Genomic DNA, 20,291 nt, shown 5'->3' with positions numbered 1-20,291 from the left:
TCAGAGTCCCTCAGCTCCCCTCACGGACTTGAGCTGGCGCGGGCGGCCGGTGGCGGGTCACGGTTCGCGGACCCGGTCGGGTTCGAGGGCGGCGACCGCGGCCGCGACGACCTCTTCGGGCGTTCGCTTGTCGGTTTCGATCTCGACGGTCGCCACCTCGCGGTACACCGGCAGCCGCTGGTCGAGCAGGGCTTTGAAGGTGGCGCGCGGGTTGATGCCGGCGAGCAGCGGGCGGGCGCTGGACATCCCGGTGCGCTGCACGCCGGCGGCGAGGCCGACGTTCAGGAAAACCACCGTGTGGCCCTGGAGCCGCGCGCGGGTTCCCGGGGTGAGCGGGGCGCCGCCGCCGAGGGAGAGGACTCCGTCGTGTTCGGCGAGGGCCGCGGCGACCGCTTCCTCCTCGAGCGCGCGGAACGCCGGTTCGCCGTCGTCGGCGAAGATGTCCGAGATGGCGCGTCCGGCGCGGGCGACGATGTCGTCGTCGGTGTCGCGGAAGGTCACCCCGAGCGCGGCGGCCAGCAGCGGGCCGACCGTGCTCTTGCCGGAGCCCGGCGGTCCGATGACGACCGCGCGCGGACTCACCAGCGCTCCTCGAGCGCCTTCAAGTACGCCTGCGCGTTGCGCTTGGTCTCGGCCAGCGAGTCGCCGCCGAACTTCTCCAGCGCCGCGTCCGCGACGACCAGCGCCACGACCGATTCCAGCACCACGCCCGCGCGCGGCACGGCGCACACGTCGGAGCGCTGGTGGATCGCGACGGCGGGCTCGCCGGTCCGCACGTCCACTGTGGACAGTGCCTTGGGCACGGTCGAGATCGGCTTCATCGCGACGCGCACCCGCAGCGGTTCGCCGTTGGTGATGCCGCCCTCGAGCCCGCCCGCGCGGTTCGACCGGCGCGTGACGCCGACCGGTCCGGTGCCGCGGTCGATCTCGTCGTGCGCCTGGCTGCCCCAGCGGCGGGCGGTGGTGAAGCCGTCGCCGACCTCGACGCCCTTCATCGCCTGCACGCCCATGAGCGCGCCGGCGAGCCGCGCGTCGAGCCGCCGGTCCCAGTGCACGTGCGAGCCGAGACCCGGCGGCAGTCCGTAGACGATCACCTCGATGACGCCGCCGACGGTGTCGCCGGCCTTCCGCACCGCGTCGACCTCGGCGACCATCGCCTCGGTCCCCTCGGCGGAGAACGCCCGCACCGGGCTCTCGTCGATCGCCGCGAGGTCGCCCGGCTGCGGAAGCGGGCCGTCGGGAGCGTCCGCGCCGCCGATCGAGACGACGTGGCTCAGCACCTCGGCCCCGAGCAGCTGCCGCAGGAAGTTCCGCGCGACCGTGCCGAGCGCGGTCCGCGAGGCGGTCTCGCGGGCGCTGGCGCGCTCCAGGACGGGACGGGCCTCGTCGAAGCCGTACTTCTGCATGCCGGGAAGGTCGGCGTGCCCCGGGCGGGGCCGGGTCAGCGGCTCGTTGCGGGCGAGCCCGGCGAGTGCGGCCTCGTCGACCGGATCGGCCGCCATGACCTTCTCCCACTTGGGCCACTCGGCGTTCTCGATCTGGACGGCGATCGGCCCGCCCTGGGTGACCCCGTGCCGGACCCCGCCGAGGAACTGGACCTGGTCGGTCTCGAAGCCCATCCGAGGGCTGCGGCCGAACCCGAGCCGGCGCCGCGCGAGCTGCGCGGAAAGGTCCGAGGTCGTCACCTCCACCCCGGCAGGCAGCCCTTCGAGCACAGCGGCGAGGGCGGGTCCGTGCGATTCTCCAGCGGTGATCCAGCGCAGCACCGGCCAATCCTGTCACGGCCGGTCCGAGCGCCGGGCAGAGCCCCTGGCCTCAGGCGATGCCCGTTCCAGCCGCTGGGAAGACGGCGCACGCCCAGGTGGCCAGAACGAGGCCCGGGCCGTAGGGGACGCGGAGGGGTCCGGCGCGGATCCGGGGCCGGGCGGGCTCGGGCGGCGAGGGGGTCGCGGCGTCGTCGTTCGGCGAAGGTGGATGGGCGAAGTCGGTCGGTGTTGACGACTGGGCTGGGCTCGGGAGTTCGGGTGTGCGGGCGAGGCTGGGTGGAGAGGGAGTGACCGCCGGGCCGGTCGGCTGGGCGGAGGCAGTCAGCTCAGCGGGGTTGGCCGGAGCGAATGGCTTAGCAGGGTCCGCCGCCGGTCCGGGCACAAGACCTCCGGCGATGTCAGTCGGCACGGCCGAACCGGCCACCCCAGCAAGATCCTCGGCAACGAGCAACTGAGCAGCATCTGTGGGGCCAGCAGCAGAGTGAGCTGCGTCGGTCGGCGTGGATGGCTGAGCGAGCGCGAGGGGCCGGGAGTCGGGTTGATTTGGCGTGGGTTCGTGAAGTCCTCCTTCTGCTTCCGAGCGTGGTAAGCGCCCGACGGACGAGCGGGCTGAAGCTCGCAGCTCGCGCATCTGACGAATCCGGCGCATCAGCCACATCGGCACCACAGCCGTGAGGCTGACCATCGCCGCCAGGACCGCCGCCACCGCGGGGGCCAGTCCGCCGACCGCGCCCAGGACCGCACCGAAAGACCCGGCCAGTTTCACGTCTCCGGGGCCGAGGCCGCCCGCCGACAAGCGGTGGACGATCAGGTGCGTTCCGCCGAACAGCAGGCAGCCCAGGACGGCTCCGGCGGCCAACCGCCAGCCTCCGCCGCTGGCTGCGGCGAGGGTGAGCGTCAGGGCGACGACCGGGTAGGCGGGCAGGGTGAGGACGTCCGGGAGGCGGCGGTGCCGGACGTCCGCCAAGGCGAGCGGCACGCCGAGCACCGAGACCAGCCACGCCACGGGCAGCCACCAAGCGGGGAACGCGCCCGCGTCGGCACGGGACGCGGCCACGGCGACTGCCGCCAGGGCGGTGGCCATGCCGAGCACGGCCGAGACCGGGGCACCGGCCTTCTTCGTCATCACCAGCAGCACGGGGACCACCGCCCCGGCTGCGAGCACTGCTGTCAGAACCATGCGACCAGCCTGTCGCCAAGGCCTGGACCAGGGCAAACGAATCAGTGCGCGAGGAGACCCCTCGCGCACGACACGCCGGAAGGTTCACTCGACGGAGGCACCATCAGCCGCGGGAAAGAGCCCGGCGAAGGAAGCTCGACGGAGCACCGTCAGGCACAGCAACGGCCCCCGCAATGGACGCCCGCCGGAGGCACAGTGAGACATGGGAAAGCCCGGCAAGGGGAACCGGCCGAAAGCACAATCAGCCGCCGGACGGGCGCCAGCAACGGAAGCCCGCCCGAGGCACAAGCAGCCGCGCGAAAACGCCCCGGCAACGGGAGCCCGCCGGAGACGCCGTCGGCCACGGCAAAGAGCCCCGCCAACGCAAACCCGCCGCAGGCACCGTCAGCCGCGCGAAACGCCTCGGCAGGGAAGCCCGTCACAGGCAAAATCAGGCACGGCAAAGAGCCCCGCCAACGAAAGCCCGTCGCAGGCACCATCAGCCGCGCGAAACGCCTCGGCAACCGAAGCCCCCGCAGGCACCCTCAGGCATGAGAAAGAGCCCCAGCAACCGAAGCCCGCCGCAGGCACCATCAGCCGCGGGAAAGAGCCTCGGCAAGGGAAGCCCGCCGATACCCCGACGGATTCACCCCCCGCAGCCGTTTGAAGGCCGCGCTGAAGCCGAACGCGTCCGAGTACCCGACCGCCCCTGCGACCTCCGCTATCGACATCGACGGCTGTTCCGTCAGGAGGTCCGCAGCCAGAGTCATCCGCCACCGGGTCAGGTACGTCATCGGCGGCTCCCCCACCAAATCCGCGAAGCGTTTGGCCAGCGTGGAGCGCGAAACGCCGGTCCGGGCGGCCAGCGTGACGACCGTCCACGGGGCCGCCGGGTCGGCGTGCAGCAGGCGGAGCGCGGCGCCCACCACCGGGTCCCGCTGGGCCGCCCACCACGGCGGCGGGGTGCCTCCCGGACGGTCGAACCAGTCGCGCAGGAGGCAGACCAGCATCCAGTCCAGAAGCCGGTCCAGGACGATCTGCTGGCCCGGCGCGTCGACGGCCAGCTCGGCCGCCAGGTGGTCCAGCACCGGGTCTTCCTCGGCCGAGGAAGGCGGCCGGACGACGACCGGCAGTGCGTCCAGCAGCGCGGACATCCGGCCGCGGCTCCGCACCGGATACGCGCCGACGATCAGGTTGGTTTCGCCGTGGAACGGATCGTTCCAGCCCAGGTGATGCCGGGTGCCGCCGTGTTCGGGAGTGGCGCAGAACTCTCCGCATTCGACGGGGGCGGCGGTGGTGTCCAGGCTGTCCACGAAGGAGAACGGGCCGCGGACGAGGATGGTCTCGCGGGCGCGCAACAGCTCCGGCGGATGGTCCTCCGGCACGATCCAGCCCTCGCCGCTCAACAACGCGCACAGCGTCAGCGGGGCACTGTCCACGAAGCGCAGCGACCACGGCGCCGACAGGGCCGTGCAGCCGAACAACGAACCGTGCGCCCGGACCCCGCGGATCAAATCGCTGAACGCGTCCACTCCCCCGAGATTAGACGAATGGACAGGCAATCCGGCGGATGACCTATGGGATCGTCCGAGGAAGCCCGGTTGAATCTCGATTCATGAGCACCCTTACCGACCATGATCTCGAGTTCCTCCGCCGTCCCCTGCACGGTTTCCTGACCGTCGCCGCCGGACCGCGGCCGCCGCAGCCCCGGCCGGTGTGGTTCGAGGCGACCGACGAGGGCACGATCCAGCTGTTCACGTCCCCGGACTCGGCCAAGATCCGCCAGCTGCGCGAGGACCCGCGCGCGTCGCTCGTCGTCGCGGCGCCGGTCGGGGAGCCGGAACGCTGGGTGTCCGTCGCCGGGCGCGTCACGATCGAGGCCGACGGCGGGCACGACCTCGCCCGCAGGCTCGCCGGGCGGTACTGGGACCTCAGCACCTCCGAAGCCCAAGCCGGGGCGAAGATCCTGCAGGACCTCCCCCAGGTCCGGGTGGTCATCCACCCGGAGAAGGTGCACCGCTACGCGTTCTGAGCCGTTCGCGCGCGGATCGCCCGCACCAGCAGCGCCAGGCCGCAGATCACGCAGACCGCTTCGGTGATCACGCCCCAGTATTCGTACTGGCTGTTGAACTGGTCGTGCACGCCGTAGAAGCCCACCGTCACCGACAGCAGGTAGGCCAGCAGCGTCACGCCGCCGAAACCCAGCGTGAGGAACGCCGGGAGCCAATGCCGCCAGGCGAGCAACGCGATCGCGATCGCCACGCCGGCGATGCCGTTCACGAGGAAGAGCGGCCCGACCACCGGGATGTCCGCGTAGCCGCTGCCCCAGTACAGGTAGAAGTGGATCGCCGCCGAGCCGGCCAGGCCCGCCGCGCCCAGCACTCGCAGCCAGGTGGTCACCATGGCGTCTCCTTCCGTCCGGAACGCCGGATACGGACTACACGCACGGGCGACCGGGACGGTTCACCGGCACCCGGAGCCGTCCCGGTTCGTTGCACCGGGCATGACTGCCGAACTTCACTCCCGCCGTTCCGTCCTCGTCTCCGGGGCCGCCGTCGCGGGCACCGCCGCCGTCGCTCTCACCGCTTGCGGGAGCGGCGACGGCGGATCCGGACAAGCCGCGCCGAAGCAGGGCGGGAAGGTGATCGCACTGGCGGAAGTGCCGGTGGGGCAAGCGAAATCCGCGAAAACCCCGGACGGGCAGGAGGTGCTCGTCGCGCAACCGGAAAAAGGAACGGTCGCCTGTTTCAGCGCCGTCTGCACGCACCAGGGCTGCACGGTGAATCCGCCGCGGAACGGCCAGGCGAGCTGTCCGTGCCACGGTTCGGTGTTCGACGCGCTGACCGGCGAGGTGAAGAAAGGCCCGGCGAGCCAGCCGCTGTCCAAAGTGGCCGTGAAGATCGAGAACGGCGAGGTCGTCACGGCGTGACCGGAATCGCCCTTTGTGGACCAGCACCGTCCACAAAGGGCGATCGGATCAACTGTTCCAGGTGAACAACTCGTCGCCGGCGGCGACCGTGCGCCCGCCCTCGAGTCCGGCGAGCACGTCGGCGGACGCGTCGAGCCCGACGACCGGGACGATCGGCGAGTAGCCCTTGGCGGCGACCGCCTCGGGGTCCCAGCCCACGATCGGCTGGCCCGCCCGCACCTTCTCGCCCTTGACGACGTGCAGGGTGAACCCCTCGCCCTTTTCCTTGACCGTGTCGATGCCGAGGTGCACGAGGACCGCGCGGCCGTCCTCAGTGGCCACGACGTACGCGTGCGGGTGCAGCGTGACCACGGTCCCGTCCACCGGGGCGACCGCGTCGGCGCGGCCGCCGGACGGCTTCACCGCGATGCCCGGGCCCACCATGGCCTCGGCGAACACCGGGTCGGGCACCTCGGTGATCGCGACGACCTCGCCCGCGACCGGGCTCAGGATCGGCAGGCTCACATCAAGTCCTCGATGTCGCTGGCGATGGTGTCCGCCTCCGGGCCGACGATGACCTGGACCGCCGAGCCCATCTTCACGACGCCCATCGCGCCGGCGGCCTTGAGCGCCGCTTCGTCCACGGCGGACATGTCCTCGACCTCGCACCGCAGCCGCGTGATGCAGCCCTCGATCTCGATGAGGTTGTCCGCGCCGCCGAGCGCCGCGAGAATCTTTTCCGGCCTGTCATCCGCCATCGCGGCCTCCTCGTATCCCGTTGGTTTCCCACCCAGAACAGGTGCGCTCCGCCACCATTACTACGCCGTTTGCCGCCTTGCCGAGCGAGCCCGGCCACGAACGGATAACGGTGGTTGACACCTGCTCGCGCTGCGGAGCATCCTGCCCCATCAGATCATTGGTCTAGACCGGAACGTACCAATCTTCCGGCGCGGACGCGAGCACCGGCCCCCGGTGCGCGAGAAGCGAGGGAGGGTGACACCGAGATGAGTGCGGCCGCGCACATTCCGCCGTCCGACCCCGCCGACCGCGTGGTCAACGGGCCGACCCCGAAGCACGCGCAGCTGCGGGAGATCCTGCGCCGCCTGGTGGAGCGCGAGCTCCCGCCGGGCTCGCCGATCCCGTCCGAGCGAGAGCTCGCGCAGCACTACGGCGTTTCGCGGCTCACCGTCCGCTCGGCGATCGGGAAGCTCGTCGAGGAAGGACTGCTGGCCCGGGTCAGGGGCAAGGGCACCTTCACCGCCGCCCGGCGGATGGAACTGCAGGTGTACCTGATGTCGTTCACCGACGACATGCGCCGGCGCGGGCTCACCCCGACCACCGAAGTGATCTCGACCTCGACCGAGGTCCCGCCGGTGACTTCGGCGCACGCGCTCGGCCTCGCCGAGGGCGTGCCCGCGCACCGGCTCGTGCGGCTGCGGCGCGCCGACGGCGTTCCGCTGGCCGTGGAACGCGGCTGGTACCACGCGGGCCGGACCCCCGGCCTGCTCGACCTCGACCTGACCCGTTCGCTGTACGCCCAGCTGGCCGACGCGTTCTCGCTGCGGCCGGACCAGGCGTACCAGACGGTGTGGGCCGAATCCGCGGACCGCGAAACGGCGCGCCTGCTCGGCATGCGCACCGGCAGTCCGCTCCTGGTGTTCCGCCGGGTCTCCAGCTCCGGCGGCGAACCGGTCGAGGACATGACGTCCTGGTACCGGGGCGACCACTACCAGGTGACCATGCAGCTGGACCGGAACTCCCCGGGTTCCGGCGACCAACCCCACAATGGAGGTATCCGATGAGCGCCACCACCGCGGCTGGGGCCGGCGGGAAGAAGAAGGGCGGCGGCCTCGCCGGGCTGCAGCGCTTCGGCCGCAGCCTCATGCTGCCGATCGCGACCCTGCCCGCGGCCGGTCTGCTGAACCGGCTCGGCCAAGACGACGTCCTGGGCAAGGACGGACTGAACTGGGGCAAGGCCGCCGACGTGATCGGCGCGGCGGGCGGCAGCATCTTCAACTGGCTGCCGCTGATCTTCGCGATCGGCATCGCGGTCGGGTTCGCCCGCAAGGGCGACGGCTCGACCGCCGTCGCCGCGGTCATCGGCTGGGTCGTGTTCAACAACGTGATCCAGGTGATCGCCCCGATCAAGAGCCAGCAGGGCTACAAGCCCGGATGGGACCTCGCGCCGATCCACTGGCCCTACAGCGTGCTGACCGGCATCGTGTCCGGCATCGTGGCGGCGCTGCTGTGGCAGCGGTACCACCGGATCAAGCTGCCGTCCTGGCTGGCCTTCTTCGGCGGCCGCCGGTTCGTGCCGATCATCACCGCGCTGGCGATGCTCGTGCTCGGCGTGATCTTCGGCCTGGTCTTCAAGTACGTCGACGACGCGATCACCTCCGCGGGCAAGGCCGTCACCGGCTCCCCGGTCCTCGGCGGCGGCATCTACGGCCTGCTCAACCGCCTGCTCATCCCGGTCGGCCTGCACCAGCTGCTGAACGTGCCGGTGTGGTTCATCTTCGGCGGCGGCGACCTGAACAACTTCTTCGGCCACGTCCAGGGCTCCGGCGCGTTCATGACCGGGTTCTTCCCGATCATGATGTTCGCGCTCCCGGCCGCGGCGTTCGCGATCGTGCACACCGCGCGTCCCGGCCAGCGCAAGCTCGTCGGCAGCATCATGATCTCGGCCGCGCTCACCGCCTTCGTCACCGGCGTCACCGAGCCGATCGAGTTCGCGTTCATGTTCGTCGCGTGGCCGCTGTACATCTTCCACGCGGTGATGACCGGCATCTCGCTGGCGGTCTGCAACGCGCTGGGCATCCACCTCGGCTTCTCGTTCTCCGGCGGCGCGATCGACTTCGCGCTGAACTCGTCGCTGGACACCGCGCACAAGGCGTGGCTGCTGATCCCGATCGGGCTCGTGTTCGCCGTGATCTACTACGTGGTGTTCCGCGTCGTGATCACCAAGTTCAACCTGCGCACGCCGGGCCGCGAGGACGACTCGATCGAGGGCGACCTCGAGCGCACGGCCGCCAAGTAACACCCGAAAACCAGCAAGAGAGGTACCCCATGCCGGAGAAACGCGTCACCGTGGCCAGCAAGGTGGGGCTGCACGCCCGTCCGGCCGCTCTGGTCGCCAAGGCGGCCGCGGCCCAGCCCGTGGCGGTGCAGATCGCCAAGAACGGCGGCGAACCGGTGGCCGCCGGCAGCGTCCTCAACCTGATGACCCTCGCCGCCGCTTACGGCGACGAGGTCGTGATCAGCGCCGAAGGAGACGGTGCCGAGGCGGCGGTCGAGGCCGTCGCCGAACTGGTCGCCACCGATCTCGACGCTCAGTAGCGATACCGCTCCACGGGGAAAACACGGACCGTGCGGGGCACCGGAACCTCCGGGGCCCCACACGGTTCGTCGCGTCCGGGCACTGCGAACCGGTCCCCGCGCGGGCCCTATTACGCTGGCGGGCATGGAGAGTCTGCGCCTGATCGACGAATGGCCAGTGGACAACGCCGCGGCCGGGGTGGTCTCCGCTTCCGGCGAGGTGCGCGGACGCCACGGCGACCCGGCCCGCCCGTTCCGGCTCGCGTCGGTCACCAAGCTGCTCACCGCCTACGCCGCGCACATCGCGATCGAAGAGGGCGTCGTCGAACTGGACACGCCTGCCGGACCGGAAGGGTCCACCGTCGCGCACCTGCTCGCGCACACCTCCGGGCTCGCCTTCGACGCGCACAAGGCGATGGCCGAGCCGGGCACGCGCCGGCTGTACTCCAACGCCGGGTTCGAGGAACTCGCCGACGCGCTCGCCGAGCATTCCGGCATCGCGTTCGCCGAATACCAGCGGGAAGCGCTGTTCGAACCGCTCGGCATGACGTCGACCCATCTGGACGGCTCTCCCGCCGCGGGTGCGGTGTCCACAGTGGACGATCTGCTGCGGTTCGCCGCGGAACTGCAGGCCCCGAAGCTGCTCGCGCCGGAAACCCTGAAGGCGGCCACCGAAATCGCGTTCCCGGGGCTGAACGGCGTGCTGCCCGGCTTCGGGCACCAGAAGCCGAACGACTGGGGTCTCGGCTTCGAACTGCGCGACCACAAGAGCCCGCACTGGACGGGCGCGAACAGTTCGCCGCGCACGTTCGGCCACTTCGGGCAGTCCGGCACGTTCCTGTGGGTGGACCCGGAAGCGGGCCACGCGTGCGTCGCGCTCGCCGACCGGTCGTTCGGGCCGTGGGCCGCGCAAGTGTGGCCGCCCTTTACTGACGCCGTGCTGGCGGAACTCTCCGCGTGAGATTCCGGGCCGCGCTGGCCGCGCTGCTGCTCGTCGCGAGCTGTTCCGCACCGGCCGCGCAAACCCAAGCGCCGCAGGCATTGCCCGCCCCGAACGCCCCGCTGCCAATGGGCACCAACGGTGCCGCGGCCCCCAAACTCGACTGGGCGCCGTGCCACGGCGGTTTCCAATGCGCGATCGCGCCGGTTCCGTTGAGCTATCGCGATCCCGGCGGCGCGAAGCTGAATCTCTCGGTGATTCGCCTGCCCGCCACCGATCCCGCGCACCGCGTCGGGTCGCTGGTGATCAATTTCGGCGGGCCGGGCACCGACGGCGTCGGCGAGCTGATGCGGTTCGGCCCGCGGTATCCGGAGGAGCTGCGGGCCAAATTCGACCTGGTGAGCTTCGATCCGCGCGGGATCGGCGGCAGCGCTCCGGTGCAGTGCCCGGGGACGCCGCCCGCGGCCGGTTCGCCGTTGCGGGACAGCGCGGCGTTCTGGGCAGCGAGTGCAGCCGTCGGCAAAGCTTGCGCGGCCGGCACCGGCGCCGAGCTGTCGCATCTGTCGACCGCGAATGTCGCACGGGACCTGGATTTGCTCCGCCAGGCGCTGGGCGAGAAGCAGCTGAACTTCTACGGCTACTCGTACGGCACGTATCTCGGCGGCACCTACGCGAACCTGTTCCACGACAAGCTGCGCGCGATGGTCCTCGACGGGACGCTCGACCTCGTCGCGAACGCCACCGGACAGCCGGGACAGCAGGACAAGCCGGTCGACGTGCGTGCCGACGTCGCGACTGCACAGCAACAGGAACTCGAGGCGTTCTTCGCCGCCTGCGCCGCAGCTGGACCGGGCAAATGCGCATTCGCCGGCGGTGACCTGAAACAGAAATTCGCCGCCATTTTCGCCCGGCTGACGCATGGTCCGGTCGGCGGCATGACGGTCTCGTCGTTACTGGAAACGATCGACCGCGCGCTGTATCAATCGTCCCGGTGGCCGCGCCTCGCGAAGACGCTCGCCGGGTTGGTGCCGTCGTCGCCGGTCTCCCCCGCGCCGGTGCTCGACCCGCGCGTGCCCACGCATTCGCCCGGGTTCCTCGCGGTGCAGTGCCTGGACAGCGAACTCCCGCAGGACACCGCCAAGTACCCCGAACTCGCCGCCGCCGAAGCCAAACGGCAGCCGTATTTCGGGGTGGCACCAGTGTTTTCGATGGCGCAGTGCGTCGGCTGGCCCGCGCGGGACGAGGACCGGTACCTCGGGCCGTGGAACCGGCCGCGCCAGCACCCGATCCTGATCCTGGCCAACCGGAACGACCCGGTCACGCCGCTCGCCAACGCCCAGGCCACCGCGCGGGAACTCGGCGACGGCCATGTGGTCGTGGTGGACGGCGCCGGGCACACCACGCTCGACGTGCCCAGCACGGCCGCTTCCGCCGCGATGGCCCGGTATTTCGCGGATTTGACCGTGCCTCCGGACGGGACGGTTTACCCGCCGGAGGTCCGGCCGTTCCCCTAGCCGTTCAGCACGTTGATCGGCTCGCCCGCTTGGAACGCGGCGATGTCCTCCACCGCGCCGCCGTAGAAAATCTCGTAGGTTTCCCGGCTCACGTACCCGATGTGCGGGGTCAGGATCGCGTTGTCCAACGTCCGCAGCGGATGGTCCGCGGGCAGCGGCTCCACGTCGTAGACATCCAGTGCGGCCGCAGCGATCTTCTTGCCGCGCAATGCATCCAGCAACGCCGACTCGTCGACAATCGGCCCGCGCGAGGTGTTCACCAGCAGCGCGGTCGGCTTCATCGCGGCGAATTCGGCGGCACCGACCAATCCGCGCGTGCGCTCGGACAGGACCAAGTGGACCGAAAGCACATCCGCCCGCGCGAACAAGTCCTCTTTGGACACTGCCGTGACGCCGTGTTCGGCCGCCCGCTCCGGCGTGAGGTTTTGGCTCCACGCAATCGGTTCCATCCCGAACGCCTGGCCGATCCGGGCGACCTCGGACCCCATCCTGCCGAGCCCGAGCAGGCCGAGCGTCTTGCCCTTCAAGGCCATTCCGAGGCCAACCTGCCAGCCGCCCTCGCGCATCGAACGGAACTCCACCGGCAGATTGCGCGCGCCGGCCAGGATGAGCGCCCACGTGTGTTCCACCGTCGGCGACGCGAGGGCCCCGGTCGCGGACACCACCACGCCGCCGCGCTTGGCCGCGTCCAGATCGATCGCCGCGTTCCGGCGACCGGTGCTGACCAGCAGTTTCAACGCGGGCAGCCGGTCGAGCACCGCGGCCGGGAACGGCGTGCGCTCGCGCATCGCGACCACCACGTCGAACCCGGCGAGCCGTGCCACCACGTCGTCTGGCCCGGCGAACGGCTTCGTGAACACCTCGATCTCCGCCCCGAGCGGCGCCCAGTCGGCGCACTGGAGAGCCACGTTCTGATAGTCGTCGAGGATCGCGATCTTCATGCCGCCCACCGTAACCCGCGGGTCAGGCGTTGCGCGCCCGCTCGATGATCTCGTTGATCACGTCGCCCTTCGCGTCCGCGTAGTTCTGGACGTACTCCCAGGTCCGCGCGGCGAGTTCGCGTTTCTTCGCCAGGTACAGCTCCAGTTCCTCCGGATGGCTGCGCAGGCGGCCGAGAAACAGCCGATGCCGTTCGGTTTCGCCGTTGCCCGGAGAATGGACGTGCAGGTTGATGTTCGTGTCCGGACCCTTGAACATGCGGTGCTTTTCCCAGTCCGGCTCGCGGATCACCAACCGGTAGCCCGCGGCTTCGAGATCGGGCACATATGCCGCCTCGTCGTCGGAAGCGGGCACTTCGAGCTGGATGTCGATGACCGGCTTGGCGGCGAGGCCGGGCACCGACGTGGATCCGATGTGCTCGAGCAGCACGACGCGGTCCCCGAGCACCTCGCGGATCCGCGCCGCCTCGCGTTCGTAGAGCCGCGGCCATTCCGGGTCATACTCGACGAGCGTGATGGTGGAGTCGTGTTTCGGAGCCTCTCCGACCCACGCCGCTTGGATTTCTTCCTCGCTGAACTTTTGGCTGGACACAGTGATTCCCCCTGACGTCAGCTGAAAACCAGCCGACCAGGCTATCAGGAAATCGGCAACGGCAGGATGTTTCCGCTCGCCTCGCGCAGCGCCACCCGCATTTCCTCGCGTGGCGCCGGTTGTCCGGTGAAATGCTCCGCTTGCCCGAATGCCTGGTGCAGCAACATGTCGAGCCCGGTCGCGATCCGTCCGCCGCGCTGTCCGACCGCTTCGGCCAGCGGCGTCGGCCACGGGTGGTAAATCACGTCGAGCACGCTGCCGATCCGGGACAGTTCCGCCAGGTGCGGCACGACCGCGTCCGGCGGCACCGTGTTGACCAGCACCGCCGTGGTGTCCGCCAGCTCCGCGAAGTCCGCTTCGGACCAGCGCAGCACGTCCACGTCCAGCCCCGCCCGCTTGGCCGCGTCCACGGTTTCCGAAGCCCGCGCCGGTTCCCGCACCACTAACCGCACCCTCGCGACGCCCAGCGCGGCCAATGCGACCACCGCAGCCGCGGCCGTCCCGCCCGCTCCGAGCACCACGGCCTGGTCGCTCGCGGAAGGCGAGTAACCGCCGGCGCACTTCAGGGCACCGGTCACCCCGTCGACGTCGGTGCAGTCGGCGAGCCAGCCGTCCGGACGCCGCACGAGCGTGTTCGCCGCCCCGACCGCGGCCGCGCGCGGGGTGACCTCGGCGGCGTAGTCGAGCGCGGCTCGCTTGCCCGGCATGGTGACCGAGAGACCGACCCACTCCGGGCCGAGACCGTCGACGAACCCGGGCAGTTCGGCGGCGTCCGTCTCGACCCGGTCGTAGGTCCAGCCGTCCAAGCCGAGCGCCGCGAACGCCGCGCGGTGCAGCACCGGCGACAGCGAATGCGCCACCGGCTTGCCCAGGACCGCCGCGCGGCGCGGCCGGTCAGATGACGCCACGCTGCTCCGCCAGGTGCCGGTTCTCGTTGTGCTGGTCATTCGTGACCGCGAAGCAGGAATGCCCGTCCTTCTCGCATTTCACGAAGTACACCCAGTCGCCGGGAGTCGGGCTGACCGCGGCCTTGATCGCGTCCATGCTGGGCACCGCGATCGGCGTCGGCGGGAGACCGTAGTTGGCGTAGGTGTTGTACGGTCCGGCCTTCGCCCGGTCCTCGGGTTTGGTGAGCAGCGTCGGGCGGTCCAGCACGTAGTTGACCGTCGAGTCCAGCTGCAGCCGGATGCGCTGCGCGAGCCGGTTGTAGATCACCCGCGAGATCTTGCCGAAGTCCGGTTTGATCGCCTCGCGCTCGATGAGCGACGCGATGATCAGCGTCTGGTACGGCGACATCCCCGGCCCGGTGTTCTGCGCGGTGAGCCCGGCCGCCTGGATCGAATCGGCCGACTGCTTCACCAGGTCGGTGATCAGCTCGGTCGCGCTCCAGCCGGGTTTCACGTCGTACACGCCGGGCGCGATCAGGCCTTCCAGACGTTTGTCCTTGCTCAGCGCCTTGCCCGCGTCGGCCAGCGCCCACTCCGGCGCGCCGAGAGCCTTGAGATCGGCGTCCGCGACGGTCTTGCGCAGCTCGGCCACCGGGACGCAGGTGCTCTTGCCGTTCATAGTCGCGCACGAAGCCTTCGACATCAGGCTGTACACGCCCGGCGTGACCTTGCCGTCGGGCTGGGTGATGTCGTCGAACTGCGTGTACGGCCGGATTTCCAGCCGCCCGACGCGCGCGGTCGGCGAGGTGATCAGGTCGACCGCGCCCTCGCCGGACATGTGCTGGCGCAGCAGGTAGTAGCCCTGCTGGATCTTGCTCAGCGCGGTGTTCTCCGCGCCCGCCTTCACGAACGCGCGGGAACTCGCGACCACGCCCGCGTCGGTGAGCTTCGCACCGATGGCGGACGTCGTGTCGCCCTGTTCGACCTGCACGAGCGCGTCGCCGTCGCCGGGGCCGTCGAAGTCCGCGTAGCCGAAGATCTTCTGGTACCCGAAATAGGCCCCGCCGCTGAGCAGGACGAGCACGAGCAGCGCGGCGATCCAGCCGATCGCGCGCTTGCGCTTCTTGCGCGGCTTCTTCGCGGGCGGCTCCTCGACCGGCGGCTCGGCCCCGTCGTCGGCGGGGTAGCCGTCCTCGTCGTAGCCGTCGTACTCCTCGTCGTAGTCCTCGTACTCGCCGTATTCGTCGTACTCGTCCTCGAAGAGGCCGTCGATGTGCTGCTCCCCGGGTGCTCCGGTTCGTGCGCGGCGTCGGGCACGGTCGGGATCACCTCGGTGGGCTGCTCGACCGGCTGCCGGCGCGGCGGCTGGGTGCGCGGATCGCGGGGCATCGACGCGTCCGCGAAACGCGGGTCGCGCGGCATGGAAGCGTCGGCGAACCGGGGATCACGCGGCATCGAGGCCTCGGCGAAGCGCGGGTCCGGCGGCATCGACGCGTCCGCGAACCGGGGATCACGCGGCATCGAAGCTTCGGCGAACCGGGGATCCGGCGGCAGGGAGCCGTCCGGCGGCGGAGCGGGAGCGCGCCGGGCCGGTGGGGGCGGCGGCATCTCCGGCGCCCGGCGACGGCCCGGAGCGGCCGCGTCCACCGGCAGGTCGACGTCGTCCCGGCGACGGCGGCCGGACGGCGGCTCGACGTCGACGGGGCGGCGGGAACGTCTTCGCGGCGACGGCGTCGACCGGCGGGCGGCTCGACGTCCGCGGGCGGCAGGTCGTTCCCGGCCGCCGGGGCCTCGCCCGGAGTGATGCGGCGCGGCCGGGCGCGCGGAAGGTCGTCGGCCGCGTGCGGCGGCAAGTCCCAGTCCTCCGTCGACCGCATCGGCCGGTCCTGCGGCGGCGCCAGACGACGGCGCCGGGTCGGCGGCACGTCGGCGGCCGGGCGACGCGGCGGTTCGGCAGGAGGCGGAGGAGGCACCGCATCCGGTTCGACGCGACGGGTCGGTCCTTCGGGAGCGCGTCGGCGTCCTTCCGCCGCGGGCGGACGCTGAGGAGCGTCGCCACGCGCACGTCGCCGTTCCCCGGGCGGCATGCCTTCCGGCGCGCGACGAGGAGGCGGTTCGTCTTCGGGCTCGCGTCGCCTGCGCCGCCCGCCCGGAGCGCCGGGACCCGCCGCGGGGTCCGGCATCTCCGGCGTGTCGGGGTTGCGCAGCCGACGGCGGCCACCCGGGTTGCCGGGGCCGCGGGGGTCGGTCATGAGTCGCCTTTCCGGGCGCGGTGCGCGGCGGCGGCGTCGAGCCAGGCCTGCAGGATCTCGACTGCCGCTGCCTGGTCCACCACGGCGCGCTGCTTGCGTCCCTTGACCCCCCGCTGGGACAGCATTCGCGACGCGGTGACCGTCGTCAACCGCTCGTCTGCCAGCCGCACGGGCACGTCCCCCACGCGCCCGGCGAGCTTCTCCGCATACGCGAGCGCGAGGTCCGCGGCCGCGCCCTGCCGGTTCGCCAGCGTCCTCGGCAAGCCCACGATCACCTCGACCACCTCGTGTTCGGTGACGAGTTCGGCAAGCCGGTCCAGATCGCTGTCGTCCTTCGCATCACGGGAGAGGGTAACGAGCGGGCTCGCGAGGACGGGGGCGGGATCGCTCAGCGCGACCCCCACCCGGACAGAGCCGACGTCGACCGCGAGCCGCCTGCCCCGTCCCGGATCGGACTCGCCGGGCCGATCCGGGCCTCTCCGGGGGTTAGCGGCCAAGGTTCGCGACCGCCGCGCGCAGCGCCGTCACGGCCTGCTCCGCGCCCGCCGGGTTGCTGCCTCCGCCCTGGGCCATGTCCGGCTTGCCGCCGCCGCGTCCGCCGATCGCCTCGGCGAACGACGGCACGAGCTTGCCCGCCGCGATGCCCTTGTCGCGCGCCGCCGAGGTCGTGGCGACCACGAAGGCCACCTTCTCCCCCGAAGGCGCGAACAGCGCGACCACGCCGGGGCGGTCGCCGAGGCGGCCGCGGATGTCGGAGGCGAGCGCGCGCAGGCCGTTGCCGTCGACGTCCGGCACGACCTCGGCGACCACCGAGACGCCGGAGACGTCCTGCGCCTTGTCCGCCAGCGCGCCGGCCGAGCCGAGGACCTGCTGCGTGCGCAGCTGCTCGATCTCCTTCTCGGCGTTCTTCAGCCGGGACAGCACGTCCTCGATCCGGCCGGGCAGTTCGTCCGACGGCACCTTGAACGTGTTCGCCAGCTGCGACACGAGCAGCTGCTCCTTGCGGACGTGCTTCAGCGCGTCCGGGCCGACCAGCGCCTCGACGCGGTGCACGCCGGAGCCGACCGACGCGTCCGACACCAGCTTGACCAGGCCCAGCTGGCCGATCCGGCCGACGTGCGTGCCGCCGCACAGCTCGCGCGAGTACTCGCCCATGTCGACGACGCGGACGTCGTTGCCGTACTTCTCGCCGAACAGCGCGACCGCGCCCAGTTCGAGCGCCTTGTCCTTGGTCGTGGTGTAGCTCTGCACCTCGACGTCGGTCTGCAGGTAGTCGTTCACTTCCTGCTCGACCTCGGTGAGGATGTCGGTCGACACCGCGCCCGGCGTGGTGAAGTCGAACCGCATCCGGCCCGGCGCGTTGAGCGAACCGGCCTGCGCCGCGCGCTTGCCGTACGCGCCGCGGACCGCCGCGTGCACGAGGTGCGTCGCCGAGTGCGAGCGCTCGATCGAGAGCCGGCGGTTCGCGTCCACCGATCCGGTGAGCCGGGTGTCGATGCCGACCTCGCCCTGGGTCACCTCGACGCGGTGCACGAACAGGCCGGGCACGATCTTCTGCACGTCGAGCACCTTCAGCTCGACGCCGTCGCCGACCAGGACGCCGGTGTCGGCGATCTGCCCGCCGCTCTCGGCGTAGAACGGGGTGCGGTCGAGCACCAGCTCGGCCTTGCGGCCCGCGGCGACGCTGCGCACCGGCAGGCCGTCTTCGAGCAGGCCGACGACCTTCGCGTCCGCCTGCAGTTCGGTGTAGCCGAGGAACTCGGTCTCGCCGTGCTGCTCCAGGACCTTGCGGTACTCGGACAGGTCGCCGTGGCCGCTCTTGCGCGCCGCCGCGTCCGCCTTGGCGCGCTTGCGCTGCTCCTCCATGAGCGTGCGGAAGCCCGCCTCGTCGACGGTCAGGCCCTGTTCGGCCGCCATTTCGAGGGTCAGGTCGATCGGGAAGCCGTAGGTGTCGTGCAGCTGGAACGCCTTGTCGCCGGCGAGCACGTCGCCGCCGCCCTTCTTCGTCTCGGCCGCAGCCAGATCGAAGATGCGCGAACCGCTGGTGAGGGTGGCGAGGAACGCTTCCTCCTCGACGCGCACGACCTCGGAGATCCGGTCGAAGCCGCTGATCAGCTCGGGATAGGTCGGGCCCATGGTCTGGCTGACGACCTTCGCGAACTCCTGCAGCACCGGCTCCTGCACGCCCAGCAGGCGCGTGGAGCGGACGATGCGGCGCAGCAGGCGGCGCAGCACGTAGCCGCGGCCGTCGTTGCCCGGGGTGACGCCGTCGCCGATCAGCAGCACGCCGGTGCGCGCGTGGTCGGCGATGACGCGGAAGCGCACGTCGTCGGCGTGGTTGGCGCCGTAGCGGCGGCCGGAGAACTCCTCGGCGCGGCCGATCACCGGGCGCACCAGGTCGGTCTCGTACACGTTCTCGACGCCCTGCAGGATCGTCGCGACGCGCTCGACGCCCATGCCGGTGTCGATGTTCTTCTTCGGCAGCTCGCCGATCGGCGGGTGGCCCAGCTTCGGGCTCTGGTCGCCGCGGACGTCCTGCATGAAGACGAGGTTCCAGATCTCGATGTAGCGGTCCTCGTCGGCGACCGGGCCGCCTTCGCGGCCGTACGCGGGGCCGCGGTCGTAGTAGATCTCCGAGCACGGGCCGCCGGGACCGGGCACGCCCATGTCCCAGTAGTTGTCCTTGCCGTCGCGGACCTGGATCCGGTCGCTGGGCAGGCCGGTGAGCTTGCGCCACAGCCCGGCCGCCTCGCTGTCCTTCTCGTAGACGGTCGCCCAGATCCGGTCCGGGTCGAGGCCGAAGCCCCCGTCGTCCTGGGACTTGGTGATCAGCTCCCAGGCGTTCTCGATCGCGCCTTCCTTGAAGTAGTCGCCGAACGAGAAGTTGCCCGCCATCTGGAAGAACGTGTTGTGCCGGGTGGTCTTGCCGACCTCGTCGATGTCCGGCGTGCGCACGCACTTCTGCACCGAGGTCGCGCGCGGGTACGGCGGCGGGGCCTCGCCGAGGAAATACGGCTTGAACTGGACCATGCCCGCGTTGACGAACAGCAGGTTCGGGTCGTCGAGGATCAGCGGGGCGCTCGGCACGCGCGTGTGGCCCCGGCTTTCGAAGTGGCGCAGGAAACGGTCAGTGATCTCGTGTGTGTCCACGGGTGAAGTCCTTGTGCTGGAGACCCGGATTCGGCCGGGAAAGGAAACGGGGGTCGGAGGCGGCGGAAGGCGCGCGGAGATCAGCCCTCCGCCCGGCGAGCTCGCCGGGCGGGGCGACGTGCGGCGTGCCTGCCCGCACCCGAAGGCGGCGCGACGGCGGCGGTCCGCTCCTCGACCATGTCGTGCAGCTCCTGTTCCCGTTCGTTCATCCCGGCGCGCACCTCGGCGCCGAAAGAACCGACGGCGCCCGCGAGTTCCCGCACGGCGTCGCCCAAGTTCGATGCTAACCCGGCCGGCGTGGCCTGACGAGCGGTTTCGCTGGCCTTGCGGCTCAGCGCGACTCCCGCGACGACCCCGACCCCGAGCCAGAACAGCCGCTTCACTTCTTCCCCCGGCGGGCCGGGCGCTGCGCCTTCGAGGCCTTGGCTTCCTGCTTCTTGCGGCGCGCGCGGAGGGCCTTGCTGATCCCGTACGACAGCGCGGCGGTCTTCACCAGGGGGCCGCCGAGCGTCGCGGTGAACACCGACGAGAGCGCGGACACGTTGCCGCTCACCGCCTGTGCGTTCGCGGTGATCCCGTCGACCCGCTCGAGCTGCGTGTTGACGTGCGTGATCGTCTCGTTGGCCCCGATCAGGATCGGGTCGCTGTTCTCGTGCGCCTTGCGGATCGCGATCGTCGCCTCGTCCAGCGTGCGGCCGAGCTTGAGCAGCGGGATCGCCAGCAGCAAGACCAGCAGTACGAAAGCTCCTGCGGCGATCAGCGCGGCGATCTGCCCTGCCGACACGGGCCCTCCTCGGGTGGTGCGGGGTCTTAGGTGGTGTGAGGTTACCGCCTGCGGCGCTTCTCGGCGGGGACCCCCCGCCGCAGTGG

22 protein-coding genes are annotated in these 20,291 nt (G+C 71.1%); 7 read left to right on the top strand and 15 right to left on the bottom strand.

The window, feature by feature from the left end; translation table 11 throughout:
- Window positions 1–57: 57 nt before the first annotated feature.
- The 4 genes from SSMG_RS11245 to SSMG_RS11230 form a co-directional block, all read right to left on the bottom strand.
- Window positions 58–582: a shikimate kinase gene (locus SSMG_RS11245; RefSeq protein ID WP_009075775.1), complete on the bottom strand. Its 525-nt coding sequence runs from the start codon at window positions 580–582 to the stop codon at window positions 58–60.
- Window positions 579–1,763: a chorismate synthase gene (gene aroC, locus SSMG_RS11240; protein WP_286157043.1), complete on the bottom strand. Its 1,185-nt coding sequence runs from the start codon at window positions 1,761–1,763 to the stop codon at window positions 579–581. The genes SSMG_RS11245 and aroC overlap by 4 nt, the downstream gene beginning before the upstream one ends.
- A gap of 52 nt (window positions 1,764–1,815) precedes the next feature.
- Complete coding sequence (locus tag SSMG_RS46080; protein WP_009075771.1) at window positions 1,816–2,946, bottom strand: A24 family peptidase; 1,131 nt, start codon at window positions 2,944–2,946, stop codon at window positions 1,816–1,818.
- A 572-nt stretch (window positions 2,947–3,518) separates the two neighbouring features.
- Window positions 3,519–4,457 (bottom strand): AraC family transcriptional regulator, encoded by a 939-nt coding sequence (locus SSMG_RS11230; RefSeq protein ID WP_009075769.1) that lies wholly within the window; start codon window positions 4,455–4,457, stop codon window positions 3,519–3,521.
- An 83-nt stretch (window positions 4,458–4,540) separates the two neighbouring features.
- On the opposite strand from SSMG_RS11230, the gene SSMG_RS11225 reads away from it, so the two are divergent.
- Window positions 4,541–4,957 (top strand): pyridoxamine 5'-phosphate oxidase family protein, encoded by a 417-nt coding sequence (locus tag SSMG_RS11225; RefSeq protein WP_009075767.1) that lies wholly within the window; start codon window positions 4,541–4,543, stop codon window positions 4,955–4,957.
- On the opposite strand, the gene SSMG_RS11220 is transcribed toward SSMG_RS11225, so the two are convergent.
- Entirely contained in the window at window positions 4,945–5,328 is a 384-nt protein-coding gene (locus tag SSMG_RS11220) for a hypothetical protein (protein WP_009075765.1), read from the bottom strand. The genes SSMG_RS11225 and SSMG_RS11220 overlap by 13 nt on opposite strands.
- Before the next feature lie 100 nt (window positions 5,329–5,428).
- Here SSMG_RS11220 and SSMG_RS11215 point away from each other — a divergent pair, with 100 nt between their 5' ends.
- On the top strand, window positions 5,429–5,854 hold the full coding sequence (locus SSMG_RS11215) for a Rieske (2Fe-2S) protein (protein ID WP_009075763.1): 426 nt from the start codon (window positions 5,429–5,431) through the stop codon (window positions 5,852–5,854).
- A 48-nt stretch (window positions 5,855–5,902) separates the two neighbouring features.
- On the opposite strand, the gene SSMG_RS11210 is transcribed toward SSMG_RS11215, so the two are convergent.
- Together SSMG_RS11210 and SSMG_RS11205 are read right to left on the bottom strand one after the other, a co-directional pair.
- The gene (locus SSMG_RS11210; RefSeq protein ID WP_037713331.1) at window positions 5,903–6,358 is read right to left on the bottom strand and encodes a PTS glucose transporter subunit IIA; all 456 of its coding nucleotides are present in this window, start codon (window positions 6,356–6,358) and stop codon (window positions 5,903–5,905) included.
- A complete protein-coding gene (locus tag SSMG_RS11205) occupies window positions 6,355–6,591 on the bottom strand; it encodes a glucose PTS transporter subunit EIIB (RefSeq protein ID WP_037713328.1) in 237 nt (78 codons plus the stop codon). Before SSMG_RS11205 ends, SSMG_RS11210 begins: the two co-directional genes overlap by 4 nt.
- A 246-nt stretch (window positions 6,592–6,837) precedes the next feature.
- On the opposite strand from SSMG_RS11205, the gene SSMG_RS11200 reads away from it, so the two are divergent.
- From SSMG_RS11200 to SSMG_RS11180, 5 genes are all read left to right on the top strand, one after another.
- Window positions 6,838–7,635: a GntR family transcriptional regulator gene (locus SSMG_RS11200; RefSeq protein ID WP_009075759.1), complete on the top strand. Its 798-nt coding sequence runs from the start codon at window positions 6,838–6,840 to the stop codon at window positions 7,633–7,635.
- Window positions 7,632–8,870, top strand: a complete 1,239-nt coding sequence (locus SSMG_RS11195; RefSeq protein WP_009075757.1) for a PTS transporter subunit EIIC — start codon at window positions 7,632–7,634, stop codon at window positions 8,868–8,870. The genes SSMG_RS11200 and SSMG_RS11195 overlap by 4 nt, the downstream gene beginning before the upstream one ends.
- 29 nt (window positions 8,871–8,899) lie before the next feature.
- Window positions 8,900–9,169, top strand: a complete 270-nt coding sequence (locus tag SSMG_RS11190; protein WP_009075756.1) for an HPr family phosphocarrier protein — start codon at window positions 8,900–8,902, stop codon at window positions 9,167–9,169.
- A 124-nt stretch (window positions 9,170–9,293) separates the two neighbouring features.
- Window positions 9,294–10,109 carry a serine hydrolase gene (locus SSMG_RS11185; protein WP_009075754.1) on the top strand — a complete coding sequence of 272 codons (816 nt, stop codon included), beginning with the start codon at window positions 9,294–9,296 and terminating at the stop codon, window positions 10,107–10,109.
- Window positions 10,106–11,602: an alpha/beta hydrolase gene (locus tag SSMG_RS11180; RefSeq protein WP_009075752.1), complete on the top strand. Its 1,497-nt coding sequence runs from the start codon at window positions 10,106–10,108 to the stop codon at window positions 11,600–11,602. The genes SSMG_RS11185 and SSMG_RS11180 overlap by 4 nt, the downstream gene beginning before the upstream one ends.
- Here SSMG_RS11180 and SSMG_RS11175 read toward each other — a convergent pair.
- The 8 genes from SSMG_RS11175 to SSMG_RS11140 all read right to left on the bottom strand — a co-directional run bounded on the left by SSMG_RS11175 (window position 11,599) and on the right by SSMG_RS11140 (window position 20,205).
- Window positions 11,599–12,543: a D-2-hydroxyacid dehydrogenase family protein gene (locus tag SSMG_RS11175; RefSeq protein WP_037713325.1), complete on the bottom strand. Its 945-nt coding sequence runs from the start codon at window positions 12,541–12,543 to the stop codon at window positions 11,599–11,601. The genes SSMG_RS11180 and SSMG_RS11175 overlap by 4 nt on opposite strands.
- 22 nt (window positions 12,544–12,565) lie before the next feature.
- On the bottom strand, window positions 12,566–13,132 hold the full coding sequence (locus SSMG_RS11170) for a GrpB family protein (RefSeq protein WP_037713323.1): 567 nt from the start codon (window positions 13,130–13,132) through the stop codon (window positions 12,566–12,568).
- 44 nt (window positions 13,133–13,176) lie between these two features.
- A complete protein-coding gene (locus SSMG_RS11165) occupies window positions 13,177–14,040 on the bottom strand; it encodes a shikimate dehydrogenase (protein ID WP_009075745.1) in 864 nt (287 codons plus the stop codon).
- Entirely contained in the window at window positions 14,027–15,109 is a 1,083-nt protein-coding gene (gene mltG / locus SSMG_RS44290) for an endolytic transglycosylase MltG (RefSeq protein WP_009075743.1), read from the bottom strand. Before mltG ends, SSMG_RS11165 begins: the two co-directional genes overlap by 14 nt.
- Window positions 15,110–16,267: 1,158 nt before the next feature.
- The gene (gene ruvX, locus SSMG_RS11155; protein WP_009075739.1) at window positions 16,268–16,768 is read right to left on the bottom strand and encodes a Holliday junction resolvase RuvX; all 501 of its coding nucleotides are present in this window, start codon (window positions 16,766–16,768) and stop codon (window positions 16,268–16,270) included.
- Window positions 16,758–19,421: an alanine--tRNA ligase gene (alaS, locus tag SSMG_RS11150; RefSeq protein ID WP_009075737.1), complete on the bottom strand. Its 2,664-nt coding sequence runs from the start codon at window positions 19,419–19,421 to the stop codon at window positions 16,758–16,760. Before alaS ends, ruvX begins: the two co-directional genes overlap by 11 nt.
- Before the next feature lie 80 nt (window positions 19,422–19,501).
- Window positions 19,502–19,804 (bottom strand): hypothetical protein, encoded by a 303-nt coding sequence (locus SSMG_RS11145; protein WP_037362888.1) that lies wholly within the window; start codon window positions 19,802–19,804, stop codon window positions 19,502–19,504.
- Complete coding sequence (locus SSMG_RS11140) at window positions 19,801–20,205, bottom strand: DUF948 domain-containing protein (RefSeq protein WP_009075734.1); 405 nt, start codon at window positions 20,203–20,205, stop codon at window positions 19,801–19,803. Before SSMG_RS11140 ends, SSMG_RS11145 begins: the two co-directional genes overlap by 4 nt.
- Between the last annotated feature and the right edge of the window lie 86 nt (window positions 20,206–20,291).

Source organism: Streptomyces sp. AA4, from assembly GCF_000158875.1.
Classification (GTDB): Bacteria; Actinomycetota; Actinomycetes; order Mycobacteriales; family Pseudonocardiaceae; genus Amycolatopsis.
This window is presented reverse-complemented; position numbering and strand designations above follow the sequence as displayed.

Excerpts from the sequence above, each read along its gene's own strand:
- SSMG_RS11215 (WP_009075763.1), top strand. The coding sequence starts at position 5,429 with ATGACTGCCGAACTTCACTCCCGCCGTTCCGTCCTCGTCTCCGGGGCC.
- SSMG_RS11225 (WP_009075767.1), top strand. The coding sequence starts at position 4,541 with ATGAGCACCCTTACCGACCATGATCTCGAGTTCCTCCGCCGTCCCCTG.
- SSMG_RS11195 (WP_009075757.1), top strand. The coding sequence starts at position 7,632 with ATGAGCGCCACCACCGCGGCTGGGGCCGGCGGGAAGAAGAAGGGCGGC.
- SSMG_RS11220 (WP_009075765.1), bottom strand. The coding sequence starts at position 5,328 with ATGGTGACCACCTGGCTGCGAGTGCTGGGCGCGGCGGGCCTGGCCGGC.
- SSMG_RS46080 (WP_009075771.1), bottom strand. The coding sequence starts at position 2,946 with ATGGTTCTGACAGCAGTGCTCGCAGCCGGGGCGGTGGTCCCCGTGCTG.
- SSMG_RS11175 (WP_037713325.1), bottom strand. The coding sequence starts at position 12,543 with ATGAAGATCGCGATCCTCGACGACTATCAGAACGTGGCTCTCCAGTGC.
- SSMG_RS11205 (WP_037713328.1), bottom strand. The coding sequence starts at position 6,591 with ATGGCGGATGACAGGCCGGAAAAGATTCTCGCGGCGCTCGGCGGCGCG.
- SSMG_RS11200 (WP_009075759.1), top strand. The coding sequence starts at position 6,838 with ATGAGTGCGGCCGCGCACATTCCGCCGTCCGACCCCGCCGACCGCGTG.
- SSMG_RS11185 (WP_009075754.1), top strand. The coding sequence starts at position 9,294 with ATGGAGAGTCTGCGCCTGATCGACGAATGGCCAGTGGACAACGCCGCG.
- SSMG_RS11190 (WP_009075756.1), top strand. The coding sequence starts at position 8,900 with ATGCCGGAGAAACGCGTCACCGTGGCCAGCAAGGTGGGGCTGCACGCC.